Source organism: Pseudomonas frederiksbergensis (assembly GCF_035751725.1).
GTDB lineage: Bacteria > Pseudomonadota > Gammaproteobacteria > Pseudomonadales > Pseudomonadaceae > Aquipseudomonas > Aquipseudomonas frederiksbergensis_A.
Genome location: NZ_CP142104.1, coordinates 481,353 through 501,685 on the forward strand (window position 1 = coordinate 481,353; position 20,333 = coordinate 501,685).

12 protein-coding genes and 1 pseudogene are annotated in these 20,333 nt (G+C 60.4%); 11 read left to right on the plus strand and 2 right to left on the minus strand.

What is annotated here, in order from left to right; all coding sequences use genetic code 11:
* Nucleotides 1-11: 11 nt before the first annotated feature.
* The 7 genes from pilQ to hemE all read left to right on the plus strand — a co-directional run bounded on the left by pilQ (nucleotide 12) and on the right by hemE (nucleotide 12,957).
* The gene (gene pilQ / locus VQ575_RS02200; RefSeq protein WP_039592429.1) at nucleotides 12-2,084 is read left to right on the plus strand and encodes a type IV pilus secretin PilQ; all 2,073 of its coding nucleotides are present in this window, start codon (nucleotides 12-14) and stop codon (nucleotides 2,082-2,084) included.
* A gap of 4 nt (nucleotides 2,085-2,088) precedes the next feature.
* Nucleotides 2,089-2,607 (plus strand): shikimate kinase AroK, encoded by a 519-nt coding sequence (gene aroK / locus VQ575_RS02205; protein ID WP_039592430.1) that lies wholly within the window; start codon nucleotides 2,089-2,091, stop codon nucleotides 2,605-2,607.
* A 147-nt stretch (nucleotides 2,608-2,754) separates the two neighbouring features.
* A complete protein-coding gene (aroB, locus tag VQ575_RS02210; protein ID WP_039592431.1) occupies nucleotides 2,755-3,855 on the plus strand; it encodes a 3-dehydroquinate synthase in 1,101 nt (366 codons plus the stop codon).
* A 10-nt stretch (nucleotides 3,856-3,865) separates the two neighbouring features.
* Nucleotides 3,866-5,452, plus strand: a complete 1,587-nt coding sequence (locus VQ575_RS02215) for an AAA family ATPase (RefSeq protein WP_039592432.1) — start codon at nucleotides 3,866-3,868, stop codon at nucleotides 5,450-5,452.
* Between the two features lie 350 nt (nucleotides 5,453-5,802).
* Nucleotides 5,803-10,251, plus strand: a complete 4,449-nt coding sequence (gene gltB / locus VQ575_RS02220; protein WP_039592433.1) for a glutamate synthase large subunit — start codon at nucleotides 5,803-5,805, stop codon at nucleotides 10,249-10,251.
* A 33-nt stretch (nucleotides 10,252-10,284) separates the two neighbouring features.
* Nucleotides 10,285-11,703, plus strand: a complete 1,419-nt coding sequence (locus VQ575_RS02225) for an FAD-dependent oxidoreductase (protein WP_039592434.1) — start codon at nucleotides 10,285-10,287, stop codon at nucleotides 11,701-11,703.
* A 186-nt stretch (nucleotides 11,704-11,889) separates the two neighbouring features.
* Nucleotides 11,890-12,957 (plus strand): uroporphyrinogen decarboxylase, encoded by a 1,068-nt coding sequence (gene hemE / locus VQ575_RS02230; protein WP_039592435.1) that lies wholly within the window; start codon nucleotides 11,890-11,892, stop codon nucleotides 12,955-12,957.
* A 48-nt stretch (nucleotides 12,958-13,005) separates the two neighbouring features.
* Here hemE and VQ575_RS02235 read toward each other — a convergent pair whose 3' ends face one another.
* Nucleotides 13,006-14,247 carry an MFS transporter gene (locus tag VQ575_RS02235; protein WP_411829959.1) on the minus strand — a complete coding sequence of 414 codons (1,242 nt, stop codon included), beginning with the start codon at nucleotides 14,245-14,247 and terminating at the stop codon, nucleotides 13,006-13,008.
* Nucleotides 14,248-14,400: 153 nt separating this feature from the next.
* Here VQ575_RS02235 and VQ575_RS02240 point away from each other — a divergent pair, with 153 nt between their 5' ends.
* Both VQ575_RS02240 and VQ575_RS02245 read left to right on the plus strand, forming a co-directional pair.
* Nucleotides 14,401-15,294 carry a LysR family transcriptional regulator gene (locus VQ575_RS02240; RefSeq protein ID WP_039592437.1) on the plus strand — a complete coding sequence of 298 codons (894 nt, stop codon included), beginning with the start codon at nucleotides 14,401-14,403 and terminating at the stop codon, nucleotides 15,292-15,294.
* A 28-nt stretch (nucleotides 15,295-15,322) separates the two neighbouring features.
* Nucleotides 15,323-15,563, plus strand: a pseudogene (locus tag VQ575_RS02245) (addiction module antidote protein).
* Between the two features lie 145 nt (nucleotides 15,564-15,708).
* Here VQ575_RS02245 and VQ575_RS02250 read toward each other — a convergent pair.
* Nucleotides 15,709-16,194 carry an alpha/beta fold hydrolase gene (locus VQ575_RS02250; RefSeq protein WP_052742359.1) on the minus strand — a complete coding sequence of 162 codons (486 nt, stop codon included), beginning with the start codon at nucleotides 16,192-16,194 and terminating at the stop codon, nucleotides 15,709-15,711.
* A 471-nt stretch (nucleotides 16,195-16,665) separates the two neighbouring features.
* Here VQ575_RS02250 and VQ575_RS02255 point away from each other — a divergent pair, with 471 nt between their 5' ends.
* Together VQ575_RS02255 and VQ575_RS02260 are read left to right on the plus strand one after the other, a co-directional pair.
* Nucleotides 16,666-17,199 carry a hypothetical protein gene (locus VQ575_RS02255; protein WP_039592438.1) on the plus strand — a complete coding sequence of 178 codons (534 nt, stop codon included), beginning with the start codon at nucleotides 16,666-16,668 and terminating at the stop codon, nucleotides 17,197-17,199.
* A complete protein-coding gene (locus tag VQ575_RS02260) occupies nucleotides 17,196-18,605 on the plus strand; it encodes a PAAR domain-containing protein (protein WP_039592439.1) in 1,410 nt (469 codons plus the stop codon). The genes VQ575_RS02255 and VQ575_RS02260 overlap by 4 nt, the downstream gene beginning before the upstream one ends.
* The last annotated feature ends 1,728 nt before the right edge of the window (nucleotides 18,606-20,333 follow it).

Genomic DNA, 20,333 nt, shown 5'->3' on the forward strand with positions numbered 1-20,333 from the left:
GAATTCGAATAATGAACAGGATTTTTTCAGCCCTCGGTATTTCGCTATGGACAGCGCTGTTGTCGCCGATGGTTCTTGGGGCCAGCCTGAAGACACTCGACGTTGCGGCGTTGCCGGGGGACCGCGTGGAACTGAAGCTCAGCTTCGATGGGCCGCCACCCACGCCCCGGGGCTATACCACTGAACAGCCGGCCCGAATCGCGCTGGATCTGCCCGGGGTAACCAACCAACTGGCCCGCAAGAGTCACGATCTTGGAGGAGGCAATGCACGCAGCGCCACCGTGGTCGAGGCGGGCGATCGTACCCGGCTGATCATTGGCCTGACCCAATTGGCGCCCTATGACACCCGGATCGAAGGCAACAACCTCTTCGTGATAGTGGGCAAGGGCGCGACCGCCAGGTCCGCCGCGCTGGCACCGCAGCCGGCGGGATCCGCCCCGTCCTTCACCAGGTCCAGTGCGCCGGCAGGCAAGGCGATCCGTGGGGTGGACTTCCAGCGCGGGACACAAGGCGAAGGCAACGTGGTCATCGACTTGTCCGATCCGTCCATTGCGCCGGACATTCAGGAACGCGAAGGCAAGATCATCCTTGATTTCCCCAGGACCCAGTTGCCCGAACCCCTGCGGGTACGCCTGGACGTCAAGGATTTCGCCACCCCGGTGCAATTCGTCAATGGCAGCGCCGGCTCCGACCGCGCAACCATCAGCATCGAACCCAGCGGCACCTTCGACTATTCCACCTACCAGACCGACAACAAGTTGACCGTGAGCGTCCGGCCGATGACGGTCGAGGACTTGCAGAAACGCAACAGCGATCGCGCCGCCTACAGCGGCGAGAAGTTGTCGCTCAACTTCCAGGACATCGAAGTGCGTTCGGTGCTGCAACTCATCGCCGATTTCACCAACCTGAACCTGGTGGCCAGCGACACCGTGCAGGGTGGCATCACCCTGCGGTTGCAGAACGTGCCGTGGGACCAGGCACTGGATCTGGTGCTCAAGACCAAGGGGCTCGACAAGCGCAAGGTCGGCAATGTCCTGCTGGTAGCACCCGCCGACGAGATTGCGGCACGCGAACGCCAGGAGCTCGAATCCCAGAAGCAGATTGCCGACCTGGCACCGCTGAGGCGCGAGCTGTTGCAGGTCAACTATGCCAAGGCCGCCGACATCGCCAAGCTGTTCCAGTCGGTCACCAGTGCCGAGGCGAAGGCGGACGAACGGGGCACGATCACGGTTGATGAGCGAACCAACAATATCATCGCCTACCAGACCCAGGACCGGCTCGACGAGCTGCGCCGAATCGTTGCGCAATTGGACATCCCGGTGCGCCAAGTGATGATCGAGGCGCGGATCGTCGAGGCCAACGTCGATTATGACAAGAGCCTGGGCGTGCGCTGGGGTGGCTCGATACAGAACAAGGGCAACTGGAATTCTTCCGGTGTGACCACTGGAGACTCCACTACGATTGGTACGCCAGGCAGCACCAGCACCAACCAACCGTTTGTCGACCTCGGTGCATCAGGCAATACGTCCGGGATCGGCATCGCCTTCATCACCGACAACGTGCTGCTGGACCTTGAACTGACGGCCATGGAAAAAACCGGCAATGGCGAGATCGTTTCCCAGCCCAAGGTGGTGACCTCCGACAAGGAGACCGCGAAAATCCTCAAGGGCACGGAGATTCCCTACCAGGAAGCCAGCTCCAGCGGCGCCACCTCGGTGTCGTTCAAGGAAGCCTCGTTGTCGCTGGAGGTTACGCCGCAGATCACCCCGGACAACCGCATCATCATGGAGGTCAAGGTCACCAAGGATGAGCCGGATTACCTGAACAAGGTCCAGGATGTACCGCCGATCAAGAAAAACGAGGTCAACGCCAAGGTGCTGGTCAATGACGGCGAGACCATTGTGATTGGTGGCGTTTTCTCAAATACTCAGAGCAAGGTTGTAGATAAGGTGCCATTTCTTGGCGATGTGCCGTATCTTGGCCGCCTTTTCCGGCGTGATGTAGTCTCGGAGAAAAAATCCGAGCTGCTGGTGTTTCTCACTCCGCGTATCATGAACAACCAGGCGATTGCTGTGAGTCGTTGATTCTGTGCGAAATTTGATTCTTGTTGGACCGATGGGGGCTGGAAAAAGCACCATCGGTCGTTTGCTGGCCAAAGAGCTGCGCCTGCCTTTCAAAGATTCCGACAAGGAAATTGAATTGCGCACGGGTGCCAATATCCCATGGATCTTCGATAAGGAAGGCGAGCCGGGCTTTCGGGACCGTGAGCAGGCGATGATTGCCGAGCTGTGCGGTTTCGACGGCGTGGTGTTGGCGACCGGCGGCGGCGCGGTGATGCGCGAAGCCAATCGTCGGGCACTGCACGCCGGCGGACGAGTGGTCTACCTGCATGCTTCGGTCGAACAGCAGGTCGGCCGTACCGCCCGCGATCGCAACCGGCCACTGCTGCGAACCGCCGATCCGGCCAAGACCCTGCGGGATCTGCTGGAGGTGCGTGACCCTTTGTATCGGGAAATCGCCGACCTGGTCATCGAAACCGACGAGCGGCCGCCACGGATGGTGGTGCTGGAAATCCTCGATCGACTGCAACAATTGCCCCCCCGTTAATGCGCGGCGCGAAATGCGCTATCCTCGGCGTCCCGCCTTGGCCCGTATGGGCGTGGCGGATGGCCATTAACTGGCGCCACAGCAGGCACCGTGGAATTTTGTCAATTGCAGGCAGGACGCCTGATTTCATCTTCACCGTGGGGACACATGCAGACACTTAAGGTCGACCTGGGCGAGCGCAGCTACCCGATTCATATTGGCGAGGGCTTGCTGGACCAGCCCGAACTGCTGGCACCGCACATCGCCGGGCGGCAAGTCGCAATCATCTCCAACGAAACCGTCGCCCCTTTGTATCTGGAACGCCTGGCTCGTAGCCTGTCGGCTTATTCGGTCATTTCCGTCGTGTTGCCGGACGGCGAGGCCTTCAAGAACTGGGAAACCCTGCAGTTGATTTTCGACGGTCTGCTGACCGCCCGGCACGACCGCCGCACCACCGTGGTTGCCCTGGGTGGCGGCGTGATCGGCGACATGGCCGGCTTTGCCGCGGCTTGCTATCAGCGCGGTGTCGATTTCATTCAGATACCCACCACGCTGCTCTCTCAGGTCGACTCGTCGGTAGGCGGCAAGACCGGTATCAACCATCCGTTGGGCAAGAACATGGTGGGCGCGTTCTACCAGCCCAACGTGGTGCTGATCGACACTGCGACGCTCAAGACCCTGCCGGCGCGCGAGCTGTCCGCAGGGCTGGCCGAGGTCATCAAGTACGGCCTGATCTGCGACGAGCCGTTCCTGGGCTGGCTCGAAGACAACGTCGACCGCCTGCGTGCGCTGGATCAGGCGGCCCTGACCTACGCCATCGAACGTTCCTGCGCCGCCAAGGCCGCCGTGGTCGGTGCCGATGAACGGGAGTCAGGTGTACGTGCCACGCTGAACCTGGGCCACACCTTTGGCCATGCCATCGAAACCCACATGGGCTATGGTGTCTGGCTGCATGGCGAGGCGGTTGCGGCAGGTACGGTCATGGCCCTGGAGATGTCTGCGCGCCTGGGCTGGATCAGTGAGCAGGAGCGCGATCGTGGGATCCGCCTGTTCCAGCGTGCCGGGTTGCCGGTGGTGCCGCCTGAAGAAATGAGCGAGGCGGATTTCCTTGAACACATGGCAATCGACAAAAAAGTGATCGACGGTCGCCTGCGCCTGGTGCTGCTGCGCCACATGGGCGAAGCGGTGGTGACCGACGATTATCCGAAAGAAGTTCTACAGGCCACGCTGGGAGCGGATTATCGCGCCCTGGCTCAGCTTAAAGGTTAATAAGATTCCGATGACTAGTTTGCATGCCGACGAGGCTTTCCTCGGCCATTTCCAATTGAGTCATGACCCTTTTGCACCGCGGGTCCCGGGCTTCAAGTTTTTCCCCGCCCAACGCAAGCCGGTGCTGGGGCAGTTGCATCACCTGGCGCGCTACAGCCAGTTGCTGTTGGTCGTCACTGGCCCCCAGGGCAGCGGCAAGACCTTGCTGCGCCAGGCCCTGGTGGCCAGCACCAACAAGCAATCCGTGCAAAGCGTGGTGGTATCGGCCCGTGGCGCTGGCGACGCAGCCGGCGTATTGCGTCAGGTCGCCCAGGCGCTGAATGTCGACCAGGCGGAAATCGGTGCGATTCTCGACCAGATCGTGCAGTTGGCGTTGACGGGGCAGGAAGTCTATCTGTTGGTGGACGATGCCGAGCAACTCGACGAATCAGCCTTGGAAGCCCTGTTGGCCCTGGCTGCCGGTGCGCCCGAAGGCCGTCCCCATGTGTTCTTGTTCGGCGAGTCTTCGCTGATCGCCGACCTTGAGCAACTGAACCTTGAGGAAGAGCGTTTCCACGTCATCGAACTGGCGCCCTATACCGAGGAAGAAACCCGGGAATACCTGGCCCAGCGTCTTGAGGGCGCCGGCCGGGGTATCGAACTTTTCACCGCGGATCAGATATCTGAGATTCACGAAAGCTCCGACGGCTGGCCAGGAAACATCAACCAGGTCGCCCGGGATGCTCTGATCGAAATCATGATCGCCAGCCGCTCAGCGGTGAAGCGTCCAAGTATGGGGTTCAAGATGCCGAAGAAGCACGTATTGGCGATTTCCGCCGTGGTCGTGGTCGCGGTGGCTGCCGCCTGGCTGATGCCGGGTCGCAGCAAGGCACCAACCACTGGCGCACCTGCCAACGAACAGGCACAGTTGCCTCTCGGCCAGGGCACGCCGCAACCCAACGGCGGCGCCCCGGCAGTGGAATTCGCCGGCAATACCCAGCCGATGCCGCTGCCGCTGGTCGGCAACTCGCAACCGGTCATGCGGGGTCCCCTGGCCGAAGCCGCAGGGGGCATCACAGAAGGTGATGACGGTGCACCGCCTCCGATCGAAGACACCAGCGACGTGCCGCCTACCGTGACCACCACCGCACCGCCTGCGGGCGTTCCGGCCGGTCCTGCGCCGACACCTGCACCGGCTCCGGCCGCCAAGCCGACCCCGGCGCCCACTCAAGTTGCCACCGCCAAGCCTGCCCCGGTTCCCGCACCTGCGGCCAAGCCGACGGCACCCGCACCGGCGAGCAAGCCTGCCGCTACCCCGGCCAAGGCCGCTGGCAGTAGCTGGTACGCCGGCCAGGCGCCAGGCAACTACGTGGTGCAGATCCTCGGCACCAGCTCCGAAACCGCAGCGCAGAACTTCGTCAAGGAACAGGGCGGCGAGTACCGTTATTTCAAGAAGGTGCTCAACGGCAAGCCGCTGTATGTGATCACCTATGGCAGCTTTGCCAACCGTGATGCAGCCGTTTCCGCCATCAAAACCTTGCCAGCGAAGGTTCAGGCTGGTAAACCTTGGCCTCGCACTGTCGCCAGCGTCCAACAGGAACTGGCAGCAACTCGCTGATGATTCGGCGGCCTTACCCAGGCCGCCTCTCCCGGCAACCTCAAAATTTCCGCAAGGGCGGGCGACCTTTCAGGCCGCGCGCCTTGTGGTGTCTGCGTCACAGTAGCGTTTGAGTCGTAGCGGTCGAACCCAAAAAAGTTTTGACTAGCACAGCATATAGCTTTAAACCTTTCACAAATGCGACATGGATTTGCGACAGTTCGTCGTCAAATTTGTGAGCCCCTGTGTCGGTGTGTACAATGACCTCCCTTTTGCCCCCGCAAAGCTGGCGTACGTTCGGCGCGGAATGCAACTGGTTGAATTGAAAAGAAATTTGCCTCGTCAAGAGGCAGCCTGGTGAGAAAGTGTCTATGAAAGCAGGTCTGTACCAACCAGATGAATTCAAGGATAACTGCGGTTTCGGCCTGATAGCCCATATGCAGGGCGAGCCCAGCCATACCCTTTTGCAAACGGCCATTGAGGCCCTGACCTGCATGACCCACCGTGGTGGGATCAACGCCGACGGCAAGACCGGTGACGGTTGTGGCTTGCTGATTCAAAAGCCTGACGAGTTCCTGCGTGCCATTGCCCAGGAAACGTTTGGCGTGACCTTGCCCAAGCAGTACGCCGTGGGCATGGTGTTTTTCAATCAGGACCCGGTAAAGGCACAAGCCGCTCGCGAGAACATGAACCGCGAGATCCTGGCCGCCGGCCTGCAGCTCGTCGGCTGGCGCAAAGTGCCGATCGACACCAGCGTCCTCGGCCGCCTGGCCCTTGAGCGCCTGCCGCTGATCGAGCAGGTGTTCATCGCAGGCGAAGGCCTGAGCGACCAGGACATGTCGATCAAGCTGTTCAGCTCCCGTCGTCGTTCGTCGGTGGCCAACGCCGCCGACACCGACCACTACATCTGCAGCTTTTCCCACAAGACCATCATCTATAAAGGCCTGATGATGCCGGCGGACCTCACCGCCTTCTATCCGGACCTGAGCGACGAGCGCCTGAAGACCGCAATCTGCGTCTTCCACCAGCGCTTTTCCACCAACACTTTGCCGAAATGGCCGCTGGCCCAGCCATTCCGCTTCCTCGCCCACAACGGCGAGATCAACACCATCACCGGCAACCGCAACTGGGCCCTGGCCCGCCGCACCAAGTTCGCCAATGACTTGATGCCGGACCTCGAAGAACTCGGCCCGCTGGTCAACCGCGTCGGCTCGGACTCTTCGAGCATGGACAACATGCTCGAGCTGATGGTGACCGGTGGCATCGACCTGTTCCGTGGCGTGCGCATGCTCGTTCCGCCAGCCTGGCAGAACGTCGAGACCATGGACCCGGACCTGCGCGCCTTCTACGAATACAACTCCATGCACATGGAACCGTGGGACGGCCCGGCCGGTATCGTCATGACCGACGGTCGCTACGCCGTGTGCCTGCTGGACCGTAACGGCCTGCGTCCGGCGCGCTGGGTCACCACGACCAATGGGTTCATCACCCTGGCCTCGGAAATCGGTGTCTGGAACTACCAGCCCCAGGACGTCATCGCCAAGGGCCGCGTAGGTCCGGGGCAGATCTTTGCCGTAGACACCGAGACCGGCCAGATCCTCGACACCGACGCCATCGACAACCGCCTCAAGTCCCGCCATCCGTATAAGCAATGGCTGCGCAAGAATGCCCTGCGCATCCAGGCGACCATGGAAGACAACGACCACGGTTCGGCTTTCTACGACGTCGACCAACTCAAGCAGTACATGAAGATGTACCAGGTGACGTTCGAAGAGCGTGACCAGGTGCTGCGTCCGTTGGGCGAGCAGGGCTACGAAGCGGTCGGCTCCATGGGCGACGACACCCCGATGGCCGTGCTGTCCCAGCGCGTGCGCACGCCGTACGACTATTTCCGCCAGCAGTTCGCCCAGGTGACCAACCCGCCTATCGACCCGCTGCGCGAAGCGATCGTGATGTCCCTGGAAATCTGCCTCGGTGCCGAGCGCAACATTTTCCAGGAGTCGCCGGAGCACGCCTCGCGGGTGATCCTCAGCTCACCGGTCATTTCCCCGGCCAAGTGGCGCTCGCTGACCAATCTCGATCGTCCCGGTTTCGAGCGTCAGGTCATCGACCTTAACTACGACGAAAGCGTCGGCCTGGAAGCGGCGATCCGTAACATTGCCGACCAGGCTGAAGAAGCGGCGCGCGCCGGTCGTACCCAGATCGTCCTGACCGACCGTCACATCGCCCCGGGCAAGCTGCCGGTCCACGCCTCGCTTGCCACTGGCGCGGTACACCATCGCCTGACCGAAAAAGGCCTGCGCTGCGACTCCAACATCCTGGTGGAAACCGCTACCGCACGCGATCCGCATCATTTTGCGGTGCTGATCGGCTTCGGTGCTTCGGCGGTCTATCCGTTCCTGGCCTACGAAGTGCTGGGCGACCTGATCCGTACCGGTGAAGTGCTGGGCGACCTCTACGAGGTGTTCAAGAACTACCGCAAGGGCATCACCAAGGGCCTGCTCAAGATCCTGTCGAAGATGGGCATCTCGACCATCGCCTCGTACCGTGGCGCGCAATTGTTCGAAGCCATCGGCCTGTCCGAGGAAGTCTGCGAGCTGAGCTTCCGTGGCGTGCCGAGCCGTATCAAGGGTGCCCGTTTCGTCGACATCGAAGCCGAGCAGAAAGCCCTCGCCGCCGAAGCCTGGAGCCCGCGAAAGCCGATCCAGCAGGGCGGCCTGCTGAAGTTCGTCCACGGTGGCGAATATCACGCCTACAACCCGGACGTGGTCAATACCTTGCAGGCCGCCGTGCAGCAGGGGGACTACAGCAAGTTCAAGGAATACACCGCGCTGGTGGACAACCGTCCGGTGTCGATGATCCGCGACCTGCTCAAGGTCAAGATCCTCGACACGCCGCTGGACATCAATGAAGTGGAGCCGTTGGAATCGGTGCTCAAGCGCTTCGATTCGGCCGGTATTTCCCTCGGTGCGTTGTCCCCGGAAGCCCACGAAGCCCTGGCCGAAGCCATGAACCGCCTCGGTGCGCGTTCCAACTCCGGCGAAGGCGGCGAAGACCCGGCGCGCTACGGCACCATCAAGAGTTCGAAAATCAAGCAGGTGGCAACCGGCCGCTTCGGTGTGACGCCGGAATACCTGGTCAACGCCGAGGTGCTGCAGATCAAGGTGGCCCAGGGCGCCAAGCCCGGCGAAGGTGGGCAGCTGCCTGGTGGCAAGGTCAACGGCCTGATCGCCAAGCTTCGTTATGCGGTGCCCGGCGTGACCCTGATCTCGCCACCGCCACACCATGACATCTACTCGATCGAAGATTTGTCGCAACTGATCTTCGACCTCAAGCAGGTCAACCCCCAGGCGCTGGTCTCGGTGAAACTGGTGGCGGAAGCCGGCGTTGGTACCATTGCCGCTGGCGTGGCCAAGGCCTATGCCGACCTGATCACCATCTCCGGCTACGACGGCGGCACAGGTGCATCGCCGCTGACCTCGATCAAGTACGCCGGCGCACCGTGGGAATTGGGCCTGGCCGAAACCCACCAGACTCTGCGCGGCAACGACTTGCGCGGCAAAGTCCGGGTGCAGACCGACGGTGGCCTGAAGACCGGCCTGGACGTGATCAAGGCTGCCATCCTCGGCGCCGAGAGCTTCGGTTTCGGCACCGCGCCGATGATCGCCCTGGGCTGCAAATACCTGCGCATCTGCCACCTGAACAACTGCGCCACCGGCGTGGCGACCCAGAACGACAAGCTGCGCAAGGATCATTACATCGGTACCGTCGACATGGTGGTGAACTTCTTCACCTACGTGGCCGAAGAAACCCGTGAGTGGCTGGCGAAGCTGGGCGTGCGCTCGCTCGAAGAACTGATCGGCCGTACCGACCTGCTGGAAGTGATCGAAGGCCAGACCGCCAAGCAGCATCACTTGGACCTGACCCCGTTGCTGGGCAGCGATCTGATTCCGGCGGACAAGCCTCAGTTCTGCCATGTCGACCGCAACCCGCCGTTCGACAAGGGTGAGTTGGCCGAGAAGATGGTCGACATGGCCGCTGCGGCGATCAACGACCTGAGCGGGGCCGAGTTCACCCTGGATATCTGCAACTGCGACCGTTCCATCGGCGCGCGGATCTCCGGTGAAATCGCCCGCAAGCATGGCAACCAAGGCATGGCCCATGCACCGATCACCTTCCGCTTCAAGGGCACGGCCGGGCAGAGCTTCGGCGTCTGGAACGCTGGCGGCCTGAACATGTACCTGGAAGGCGACGCGAACGACTACGTGGGCAAGGGCATGACCGGCGGCAAGCTGGTTATCGTTCCGCCCAAGGGCAGTGTCTACCGGACCCAGGACAGTGCCATCATCGGCAACACCTGCCTCTACGGCGCCACGGGCGGCAAGTTGTTCGCCGCCGGCACTGCGGGCGAGCGTTTTGCGGTGCGTAACTCCGGCGCCCACACGGTAGTGGAAGGCACCGGCGATCACTGCTGCGAATACATGACCGGTGGTTTCGTCTGCGTATTGGGCAAGACCGGTTATAACTTTGGTTCCGGCATGACGGGCGGTTTCGCCTACGTGCTCGACCAGGACAACACCTTCGTTGACCGGGTCAACCACGAACTGGTGGAAATCCAGCGGATCAGCGGCGAGGCGATGGAAGCCTACCGCAGCCACTTGCAACGCGTGCTGAACGAGTACGTCGAGGAAACCGACAGCGAGTGGGGTCGTGAACTCGCCGAGAACCTCGATGACTACGTGCGTCGTTTCTGGCTGGTCAAGCCAAAGGCGGCCAACCTGAAGTCGTTGCTTTCCAGCACCCGTGCCAACCCGCAGTGATATGCGCCTGAAGAGTTTGATGAGGTTTTAACAATGGCTGAACGTCTGAATAACGACTTCCAGTTCATCGATGTCGGGCGCAAGGATCCGAAGAAGAAACTGTTGCGTCAACGCAAGAAAGAGTTCGTGGAAATCTACGAGCCGTTCAAACCCCAGCAGTCGGCCGACCAGGCCCACCGCTGCCTGGGTTGTGGTAACCCGTACTGCGAATGGAAGTGCCCGGTGCACAACTTCATTCCCAACTGGTTGAAGCTGGTGGCCGAGGGCAACATCCTCCAGGCCGCCGAGCTGTCCCACCAGACCAACACCCTGCCGGAAGTCTGCGGTCGAGTGTGCCCGCAGGATCGCCTGTGCGAAGGCGCTTGCACCCTTAACGACGGTTTCGGCGCGGTCACCATCGGTTCGGTGGAGAAATACATCACCGACACCGCGTTTGCCATGGGCTGGCGCCCGGACATGTCCAAGGTCAAGCCGACCGGTAAGCGCGTGGCGATCATCGGCGCGGGTCCGGCGGGCCTGGGCTGCGCCGACGTGCTGGTACGTGGTGGCGTGACCCCGGTGGTGTTCGACAAGAACCCCGAGATCGGCGGCCTGCTGACGTTCGGCATCCCCGAGTTCAAGCTGGAAAAGACCGTGCTGAGCAATCGTCGCGAAGTCTTCACCGGCATGGGCATCGAGTTCCGCCTGAACACCGAGGTGGGCAAGGACGTGACCATGGAGCAACTGCTCGAAGAATACGATGCCGTATTCATGGGCATGGGCACCTACACCTACATGAAGGGCGGCTTTGCCGGCGAGGACCTGCCGGGCGTCTATGACGCGCTGGACTTCCTGATTGCCAACGTCAACCGCAACCTGGGCTTTGAAAAGTCGCCGGAAGATTTCGTCGACATGAAGGGTAAAAAGGTCGTGGTGCTCGGCGGTGGCGACACGGCGATGGACTGCAACCGCACGTCGATTCGCCAGGGCGCCAAGTCGGTGACCTGTGCCTACCGTCGTGACGAAGCGAACATGCCCGGCTCGCGCAAAGAGGTGAAGAACGCCAAGGAAGAAGGCGTTAAATTCCTCTACAACCGCCAGCCGATCGCCATCGTCGGTGAAGACAAGGTCGAAGGTGTGAAGGTGGTCGAGACCCGTCTCGGCGAACCGGATGCCCGCGGTCGCCGCAGCCCTGAGCCGATCCCGGGCTCCGAAGAGATCATCCCGGCCGACGCCGTGGTCATCGCCTTCGGCTTCCGCCCGAGCCCGGCGCCGTGGTTCGAGCAATTCAGCATCCAGACCGACAGCCAGGGCCGCGTCGTGGCGCCGGAACAGGGCCAGTACAAGCACCAGACCAGCAACCCGAAGATCTTCGCCGGTGGCGACATGGTCCGCGGTTCCGACCTGGTGGTGACGGCGATCTTCGAAGGCCGCAATGCGGCGGAAGGGATCCTGGATTACCTGGGGGTCTGACCGCGGTCCCGAGCTGAAATGCAGTCCAACATGTGGGAGCACGCCCGCTCCCACAGTTGCATTGAGGTGTTAGAAGACTGCGTTCCCCCGCGACAAATTGCCCCGATAGATAAAAGGCACGGCTCTTGCCGTGCCTTTTGCGTCGCGCTCTGAGAAAATGCCCGCACTTTTTTTCCGGATGCCGACATGACTGCCCTGAAGAACGACCGCTTCCTTCGCGCCCTGCTCAAGCAACCCGTGGACGTCACCCCCGTGTGGATGATGCGCCAGGCCGGTCGCTATCTGCCGGAGTACCGCGCCAGCCGCGCCAAGGCCGGTGACTTCATGAGCCTGTGCATGAACCCGCAGTTCGCCTGCGAAGTCACGATGCAGCCGCTGGACCGCTACCCGCAACTGGACGCGGCGATCCTGTTCTCCGACATCCTCACCATCCCCGACGCCATGGGCCAAGGCCTGTACTTCGAGACCGGCGAAGGCCCGCGCTTCAAGAAAGTCGTCAGCACCCTGGCCGACATCGAGGCCCTGCCGATTCCCGATCCGCAGAAGGACCTGGGCTACGTCATGGACGCGGTCAGCACTATCCGCCGTGAACTCAACGGTCGTGTGCCGCTGATTGGCTTCTCCGGCAGCCCATGGACGCTCGCGACCTACATGGTCGAAGGTGGCTCGTCGAAGGACTTCCGCAAGACCAAGGCGATGCTCTACGACAACCCGCAAGCCATGCACCTGTTGTTGGACAAGCTGGCGCAGTCGGTCACGTCCTATCTCAACGGCCAGATCATGGCCGGTGCCCAAGCGGTGCAGATTTTTGATACCTGGGGCGGCAACCTGTCGGCGGCGGCGTACCAGGAATTTTCCCTGGCCTACATGCGCAAGATCGTCAGTGGCCTGATCCGCGAGCAGGAAGGTCGCAAAGTCCCGGTGATCCTGTTCACCAAGAACGGCGGGCTGTGGCTGGAAAGCATCGCCGAGTCCGGTGCCGACGCCCTGGGCCTGGACTGGACCTGCGACATCGGCAACGCTCGCGAGCGCGTCGGTCACAAGGTCGCCCTGCAAGGCAACATGGACCCAACGGTGCTCTACGCCAAGCCTGAAGCCATTCGCGCTGAAGTCGGGCGCATCCTGGCCAGTTACGGCAAGGGCAGCGGCCATGTGTTCAACCTTGGCCATGGCATCACGCCGGAAGTCGACCCGGAACACGCCGGTGCATTCCTGCGGGCGGTGCATGAGTTGTCGGCGCAATACCACGACTGACTCGTAGCGGGAGCGAGCCGACTCGCTCCCGCCACTGGCCCACGCATCTCAGGCTTTTATCTCGCCCAGTGGTGGCAACTTGGCCAACTTCAGTGCGATCAATAGGGCGATGATCAGCAGCGAGCCGATGAACAGTCCGGTTCCGTTCCAACCACCCAGGTGCCACGCCACGCCCCCCGCCGTACCGGCGACACTCGAACCGGCGTAGTAGCTGAACAAGTACAACGACGAAGCCTGCCCCTTTGCCTTGAGCGCACGCCGGCCAATCCAGCTGCTGGCGACTGAGTGAGCGCCGAAGAAGCCGAAGGTGAACACCAGCATGCCGATGATCACCAGCCATAGCGGCGTGAACAGGGTCAGGACAAGCCCCGCCAACATGAGCGCGATGGTTGCCCAGAGCATTTTCCGGCGCCCGAGCTTGTCAGCCATGGCACCGACTTTCGCCGAACTGTAGATCCCCGACAGATAAACCACCGAAAGCAGTCCGACAAATGCCTGATCCAACTGATAAGGCGCGGCCAGCAGGCGGTAGCCGATGTAGTTGAACAGCGTCACGAACGCGCCCATCAATACGAAGGCTTCGAGAAACAGCAACGGCAACCCGGCGTCGCGAAAGTGCATGATGAACCCGTCCAGCAAGCTGCGCGGGTGCAGCGAGCGGGGACGGAAATTGCGTGATTCGGGGAGGATCCGCCAGAACACTGCCGCCGCGATCAGCGCCAGGCCACCAATTACCAACATCGCTGTGTGCCAGCTGACGAAGTCGATCAATACGCCCGTGATCAGGCGACCACTCATGCCGCCGATGGCATTGCCGGCGATATACAGGCCCATCGCCAGGCCGATGTGCTTGGGGTGAATCTCTTCGCTCAGGTAGGTCATTGCGACCGCGGCCAACCCGCTCAGCGACAACCCCACCAAGGCGCGCAGCAGCAATACGCCTTGCCAGGTCGGCATCATCGCGCTGGCGATCGTGCACACCGACGCGGCGAACAGTGCCGCGACCATCACCGATTTACGGCCGATTCGGTCGGAAATCGGGCCGGTGATCAACAGGCCGACGGCGAGCAGTCCGGTCGCCACCGAAAGGATCAGGCTGCTCTGCGCCGCATTGATGGAAAACTCCTTGGACAGCAGCGGCATCATCGGTTGTACGCAATAGAGCAGGGCAAACGTCGCAAAGCCTCCGCAGAACAGCGCCAGCACCGTACGCATGAACATCGGCGTGCCCTTCTCGATGTAGATGTCCTTCAATCCGGCGGCGACATCATCCTGGGCACGGGGAGGAATTTCATGGGCGAGTGGGGCGGCAGCAGTTTTCACGATGGACCTCGGAGGAGCACGGCCAGGCAGGCAATGGGAAAAAGCATATAGCCAGCTAATGATTCTATCCAATATATTGTTCGACCTATTTAAGACGTTATACGACCTATAGGCTTTCCCATGGAACTGCGGCATTTGCGCTACTTCATCGCCGTCGCCGAAGAATTGCACTTCGGCCGCGCCGCGCTGGCGCTGGGCATTTCCCAGCCGCCCTTGAGCCAGCAGATCCAGGCGTTGGAACAAGAGATCGGCGCACGGCTGTTCGATCGCACCAACCGTCGGGTCGAACTGAGCGAGGCCGGGCGGTTGTTCCTGGAAGAGGCGCGACGGGTATTGGCCCAGGTCGACAAAGCCGCCGACGTAGCCCGCCGTGCGCAATTGGGAGAGTTGGGTGAGCTGAAGATCGGATTCACCTCATCGGCGCCTTTCAACTCCACGATCCCCCAGGCGATTTTTACCTTTCGCCAGCGCTTTCCCGCCGTTCACCTGAACCTCCGAGAAATGAGCAGTACCCAAGTCGCGGACGCGTTGATGGACGAAGTGATCGAGGTGGGCATTATGCGACCGTTGCCGCTGCCCGACACCTTGACCGAAATCGAACTCAGCCGCGAACCGCTGGTGGCCGTGCTCAGCGCCAAGCATCCCTTGGCCCAAGGCAACGAAGACGGCCTGTTTCTCTCGGCCTTGGCCCAGGAGCCATTCGTGTTTTTCCCTCGCAGCTACGGCAGCGGCCTCTACGCGCAACTCCTCAACCTGGCCCGCGACGCCGGCTTCAGCCCGCATTTCGCCCAGGAAGCCGGCGAAGCCATGACCATTATTGGTTTGGTCGCGGCAGGGCTGGGCGTCTCGGTACTGCCGGCGTCGTATCAGCGGATGCGTATCGACGGTGTGGTGTACCGACCGCTGCTCGATCCGGCGGCGGTTTCGGCGGTGTGGCTGGTACAGCGCAAGGACCAGCGGTCGCCCATGGCGAAGGCGTTTGTGGCGTTGTTGACGGGTGGGGTGGCGGTGTAGGGGCTTGGTTGGGATGACGCTTGAGGTGATGCAGAGCTTTGCGTGTGTAGCGCAAAAGCTACACCGCGCGCATGACGGAGATTATTCGAAGTTCTACCTTTTCCGGCTGGCCACTGCGCGGGCTCGTGGAATGTCGCAAGTGGCCCGTGACGCCCGGTTGTCCAGGGAGAATCTTTACCGAGCCTTGTCGGGCGAAGGAAAACCCTGAATTTGGTAGCATTTTGAAAGCAGTAAAAGCGTTGGGTTTGAAATTGCATGCCAGTACCTGAACGGGACAGCATGGGAGCCTCCTGCCGAGTCGCTCAAGAAGGGCGCCGAAAGGCGCCCTTCTTCGTTCAGGCCTCGTTAGCCTCTCCAGCTTTTGGTTCCTATACCGCATCTGCATGGGCGGGGGAGATTGAACATGGACCTCCGTTATTTCGTTTCGTCGAGCGCGCCAGAATTGCCTCGCCGGTCGCCTGTGTTTGTATGAGCAACGATATTGACCTGCTTGATATTTAGAAGAGTTACGAGTTCGTGTAGCTCGCAGATCATGTCTTTTTTGCCATCGCCACTTTCCCAAACCGCAGTTTCGCCAGCCCCACTGTAGTCTAGAACGATGGGCGTAAATCCAACCCGCACCAATGGCTGCAGCAGTATTTTCCAGTCAAGCCGCCTGTTGGAGAAACCATGCGCCAGCAAGACCGGGTATTCACCGTCTCCGCCAATCAGATAGTGAAGACATCTGCCCTTCACATCTGCAGATTCATGCCTGAACAACACGCCATCCACGAGGACTGTGCCTGGGTCCACTGTGAACTGGGGACAAGGTTGGGAACCCGTTGTAGCTGTTCCCGACCAAGCGATGGTGTTTTGCAGTTTCTTATCCACTTTGGGCCGGCTTGTGTTCATGAAAAGCATGAGTGGCGGCGCCTCGTCCAAATGAAGGCGCTGCTTCAGACACTGAGAGCCTGAAGCTATCGAGAACTCCAGCGATACTGTCAAAGATGACAGTCCCGACAAGCGGCAAGGAAAACGCCTCTTACTTTAGGAAAACACGCATTCCGTTGGGGCGTTCCCTATTGGTTCCTGATGCGACTGTTATCCGAAAAGCAAATGACCTTTGCAGACTCTATAGACCCATGTGGGTGCGAGCCTGCTCCGAAGGCGGTGTATCAGTAAGTGCCTCGTTTTCGAGCAAATCGCGCAGCAGAACCGCAAAGCATGTAGGAAGACGAATACTTCCCTGTGCGAAACGTCTTTTTCGCTCCAAATGCCTCTTCTTCGTAATTGCGGCTTACCCGCGCCACAACGTTTTATTCATAGCTCTGAATTCGTTCGACTTGGCAGAGGCCAAGCGAACAGCGACCCCTGGGTAGGAGCCTTGAAAAAATGCACGCATCTCTGCAACTCGCCTATACCAACGAAGCATCCGCTGAGTATCTTCGTCGCCTGGACGACTCACCTTTCACGGATCAGCAACTTGCCGGTTTCGACGAACACGGGTTAGCGATCGTCCACCGACGACAGGCGTACGCCCAGGTTCATCCACCGATCGCCATTTACCGAGTCGCCACCGAAGGCAGCCAGACTCGCGATGGCGGGGTTATCCAGCGAGGTTCGGCGTCGTTTGAACTGCCGTTGGCGGACGGACGCCAAGTCAGCGCAGCGTGCAAGGGCGATCAGGTTGTGTATGCCGATGGCCGCACTGCGCGGATCGTCACTGGCGCGGGCGAGGGCAACTGTCATGTTGCGCTGGTGGGCAGCGTCCTGAGCAATGGCGATGAAATTATCAATACGCCACAAGGCGCGTTGTTGCTCATTGCCCGTGAGGGCGTGCCGTTGGCGGATGACTTCCTGCCCGGGACTGAACAGGCGCAGGGAGCCGGCCTGCGGTCAGATGGGGCGAAGGATGCCATCCAATGAACCGGGGTTACTACATTGGGCTAGGTGACCAAACCACCTGTGGTGGGAAGGTTCTGGATGGGGACGCAAGCTTCAGCCTGGGCGGGCTCCTTCATGCCTGTGAAGGTGACCGCGTAACGTGCGGCAAGGATGGCAAAACGTATCGGATCATCGGCGGTATAACCCACATGACCAGCAATGGCCGGCTCATGGCAGGTACGCTGGAAAGCCAAAGTGGCTGCCCCTGCAACGCACGCCTGCTACCTTCCGTATTCACGGCCAGCTACAAGAACGGAAGCCCTGCACCGCAAGCCAGTCGCGCCGCTCAACCGGCTTCTCAACACGCCGTGGACGCGTCGATTGCACCGCGGCATTCGAGCTTCACCCCCTCAAGCCAACTGCCGTTCGGAGCATCCACCCGCCTGGAGCCTCAGGAACCGGGCTTCTTCGTCGTCCCTAAAAGCGTGAGCCGTGAAGCCTTGGAAGCCACGTTATTCCCCGCGCCCGACCCGCAGGTGATGCGCAAATTCCGAGCGTTGAACCCTCACCGCGATGTTGTAAAAGCCGGTTCGATGATCGTGCTGAGCGACCCGAACAATCTGCAATGCACCCGCGAAGAAGCTCAGGTGATGGCGGCAGCGGAAACGGTGAATGCTGCGCTCGAAGACCTGACAGCCGAACAAGCCGACTTCATGCACCGCTACGCGGCCGAGATTGCCAGCTTCACCGGCCAGACCTCGACCTGGCTCGGTGTCAGCGCCGTGGTGATGGAAAAACACCTGACCAGCCTGCGCGACACCCTGCAAGCCATGGAGCGCTTGCATCAGGACAGCTATCGCCAGCACGGCCATCTCAAGTCAACGCAGTTTTTTACCGAGCGCAAACTTCTGCTCGCCCAATTGGATGCTCATTTGCTGAACTCCACCCGCCTGCGCGGCCATACGACACTGGGCGACCACCCCAAGCTGAAGACTGCCCTCGGCATTTCGAATCGCAGTCTGGTTCATCACTGGAACAAGGCTGGCGCGCCGGGGCAGATACCGGGGTATGCCTCGCATGTGGAAAGCACCAGTCGTGCTGCGAAATATATGCAGATGGGCGGGTATGTCGGGATTGGGATTGGTGGGGTGTCTTCGTTGCTGGCGGTTCAGGCTGTGTGTAACGGGGGCTCTGAGGAGGCTTGTGAGCGGGTCAGGTTTACCGAGGGAGGGAAGTTTGTTGGATCGACTACGGGAGGAATAGCTATAGGGGGGCTTGCTTCTTGGGCGAGTGCTCCCGTTTGCCTTGCACTTGGTGTTTCTACGGGGATTGGGGGAGTTGTTTGTGTTGCGGCGGTGGTTGCGGCCGGCGCATGGGCAGGGACGACTGGTGGCGGAATAGGGGGCGAGGCAATAGGTGAGATTATTTTTGAGAGTACCCAACCGTGATTCGCATTGATAGTTGGTCGCCCTGGGTTGTTGTCATTGTTGTTGGCAGTCCGCATCTGCTGGCCTTTTTTTGTGTCGTATTCAACCTGTACCTAGGTCATCGACATCTGGACTCTATGATGCAGGCTTTGCGCAACGGCAGTTATGTCTCTACTTGGGGGGCCGCATGGCGGAGACAGGGTCGGTTCGGAGGATGGGTGCTGGTCAACAAAATTGCCGGAATGGTCACTTGGCCAGGGGCATACGTTCAACTTGGGGATGTAAGCGCTGGCGATATCGAGAACTTTCCGCTCCATCTGAAACGACTTCTGAACATTTATGTGGCGATGATGCTTGTTGCGTCGATTGGGATAATGCTCGGGGCACTATTGGTAAGGCTTAGATGATTCCAGCCATTGGCGTCTCCAGCCGTTGTCTGGTTCATCACTGGAACAAGGCTGGCGCGCCGGGGCAGATACCGGGGTATGCCTCGCATGTGGAGAGCATCAGTCGTGCAGCGAAATATATGCAGATGGGTGGGTATGTCGGGATTGGGATTGGTGGGGTTTCTTCGGTACTGGCGGTTCAGGCTGTTTGCAACGGGGGTTCAGAGAAAGCTTGTGAGCGGGCCAGGTTTACTGAGGGAGGGAAATTTGTTGGGTCTACTTTCCGCGGGGTAGCTGGGGGGATAGGCGCTTGTGCGGCGAGTGGCGCTGTTTGCTTGGCGCTTGGAGTTACTACCGGTGTTGGAGGCGTTATTTGTATTGCGACTGTGGTGGCAGCCGGCTCATGGGCAGGCACAACGGTGGGCGGTCAAAGGGGGGAGGCCATCGGTGAGTTATTGTATGACGTTATAGAGCCTTGATCAGCGGGTGGCCTGTATGGGGCCTCCTCATTTTGAATGGGGGCCCGATCCTATTGAGCTTTGTAGGGGCGGTATTCGGTCTATACCTGAGCCAACGCCATCTGGATGCGATAAAGGAGGCCTTGAAGAACAGCCACTATATTTATCTCTGGGGGCCGAGCCTGGGGAGGCGGGGGGTGGTTTGGTCGCTCTTAGAGATAGGAAAAATTGCCGGAATGGTGCTTTGGCCTAGAGCATCAATCGCTATCGGGGAGGTAGACCCTGTTGATATCGAGAACTTCCCTCGTTATTTGAAACGCCTCCTATTAATTGAGATGACGATAATCTATATCGGCCTCGCCTGGATGGCAGTCGTAGCCGTGTTGATCCAGTTCGAATAATCCATCAACGCTAGATGAATAACGGACAGCTCGTCCGCGAAGTTCGGAGCGCTATTGGTAAAGCTTAGATGACTTCCAGCCATTGACATCTCCAGCGGCAGCTTGGTGCACCACTGAAACAACGCGCGGTGCGCCGGGGCAGATACCGGGGTACGCCACGCATGTGGAAAGCACCAGTCGTGCTGCGAGATATATGCAGATGGGCGGGTATGTCGGGATTGGGATTGGTGGGGTGTCTTCGGTGTTGGCGGTTCAGGCTGTGTGCAATGGGGGGGCAGAGGAGGCTTGTGAGCGGGTCAGGTTACCGAGAGCGGAAAATTCTGCTTGTCCACTGCGGGTGGCGCGGTGGGAGGAAGGATCGGCAAAGTTGCCGGCGCTTCGATGTGCCTGGCTCTTGGCGTCTCGACAGGCGTCGGAGGCGTTATCTGTGTCGCAGCATTGGTAGGTACGGGTGGATGGATGGGGGCAACTTACGGCGGTAAGGCTGGCGAATATACAGGCGAT

Excerpts from the sequence above, each read along its gene's own strand:
- VQ575_RS02250 (WP_052742359.1), bottom strand. The coding sequence starts at position 16,194 with ATGCTTTTCATGAACACAAGCCGGCCCAAAGTGGATAAGAAACTGCAA.
- VQ575_RS02255 (WP_039592438.1), top strand. The coding sequence starts at position 16,666 with ATGCACGCATCTCTGCAACTCGCCTATACCAACGAAGCATCCGCTGAG.
- VQ575_RS02215 (WP_039592432.1), top strand. The coding sequence starts at position 3,866 with ATGACTAGTTTGCATGCCGACGAGGCTTTCCTCGGCCATTTCCAATTG.
- gltB (WP_039592433.1), top strand. The coding sequence starts at position 5,803 with ATGAAAGCAGGTCTGTACCAACCAGATGAATTCAAGGATAACTGCGGT.
- VQ575_RS02260 (WP_039592439.1), top strand. The coding sequence starts at position 17,196 with ATGAACCGGGGTTACTACATTGGGCTAGGTGACCAAACCACCTGTGGT.
- pilQ (WP_039592429.1), top strand. The coding sequence starts at position 12 with ATGAACAGGATTTTTTCAGCCCTCGGTATTTCGCTATGGACAGCGCTG.
- VQ575_RS02240 (WP_039592437.1), top strand. The coding sequence starts at position 14,401 with ATGGAACTGCGGCATTTGCGCTACTTCATCGCCGTCGCCGAAGAATTG.
- aroB (WP_039592431.1), top strand. The coding sequence starts at position 2,755 with ATGCAGACACTTAAGGTCGACCTGGGCGAGCGCAGCTACCCGATTCAT.
- VQ575_RS02225 (WP_039592434.1), top strand. The coding sequence starts at position 10,285 with ATGGCTGAACGTCTGAATAACGACTTCCAGTTCATCGATGTCGGGCGC.
- hemE (WP_039592435.1), top strand. The coding sequence starts at position 11,890 with ATGACTGCCCTGAAGAACGACCGCTTCCTTCGCGCCCTGCTCAAGCAA.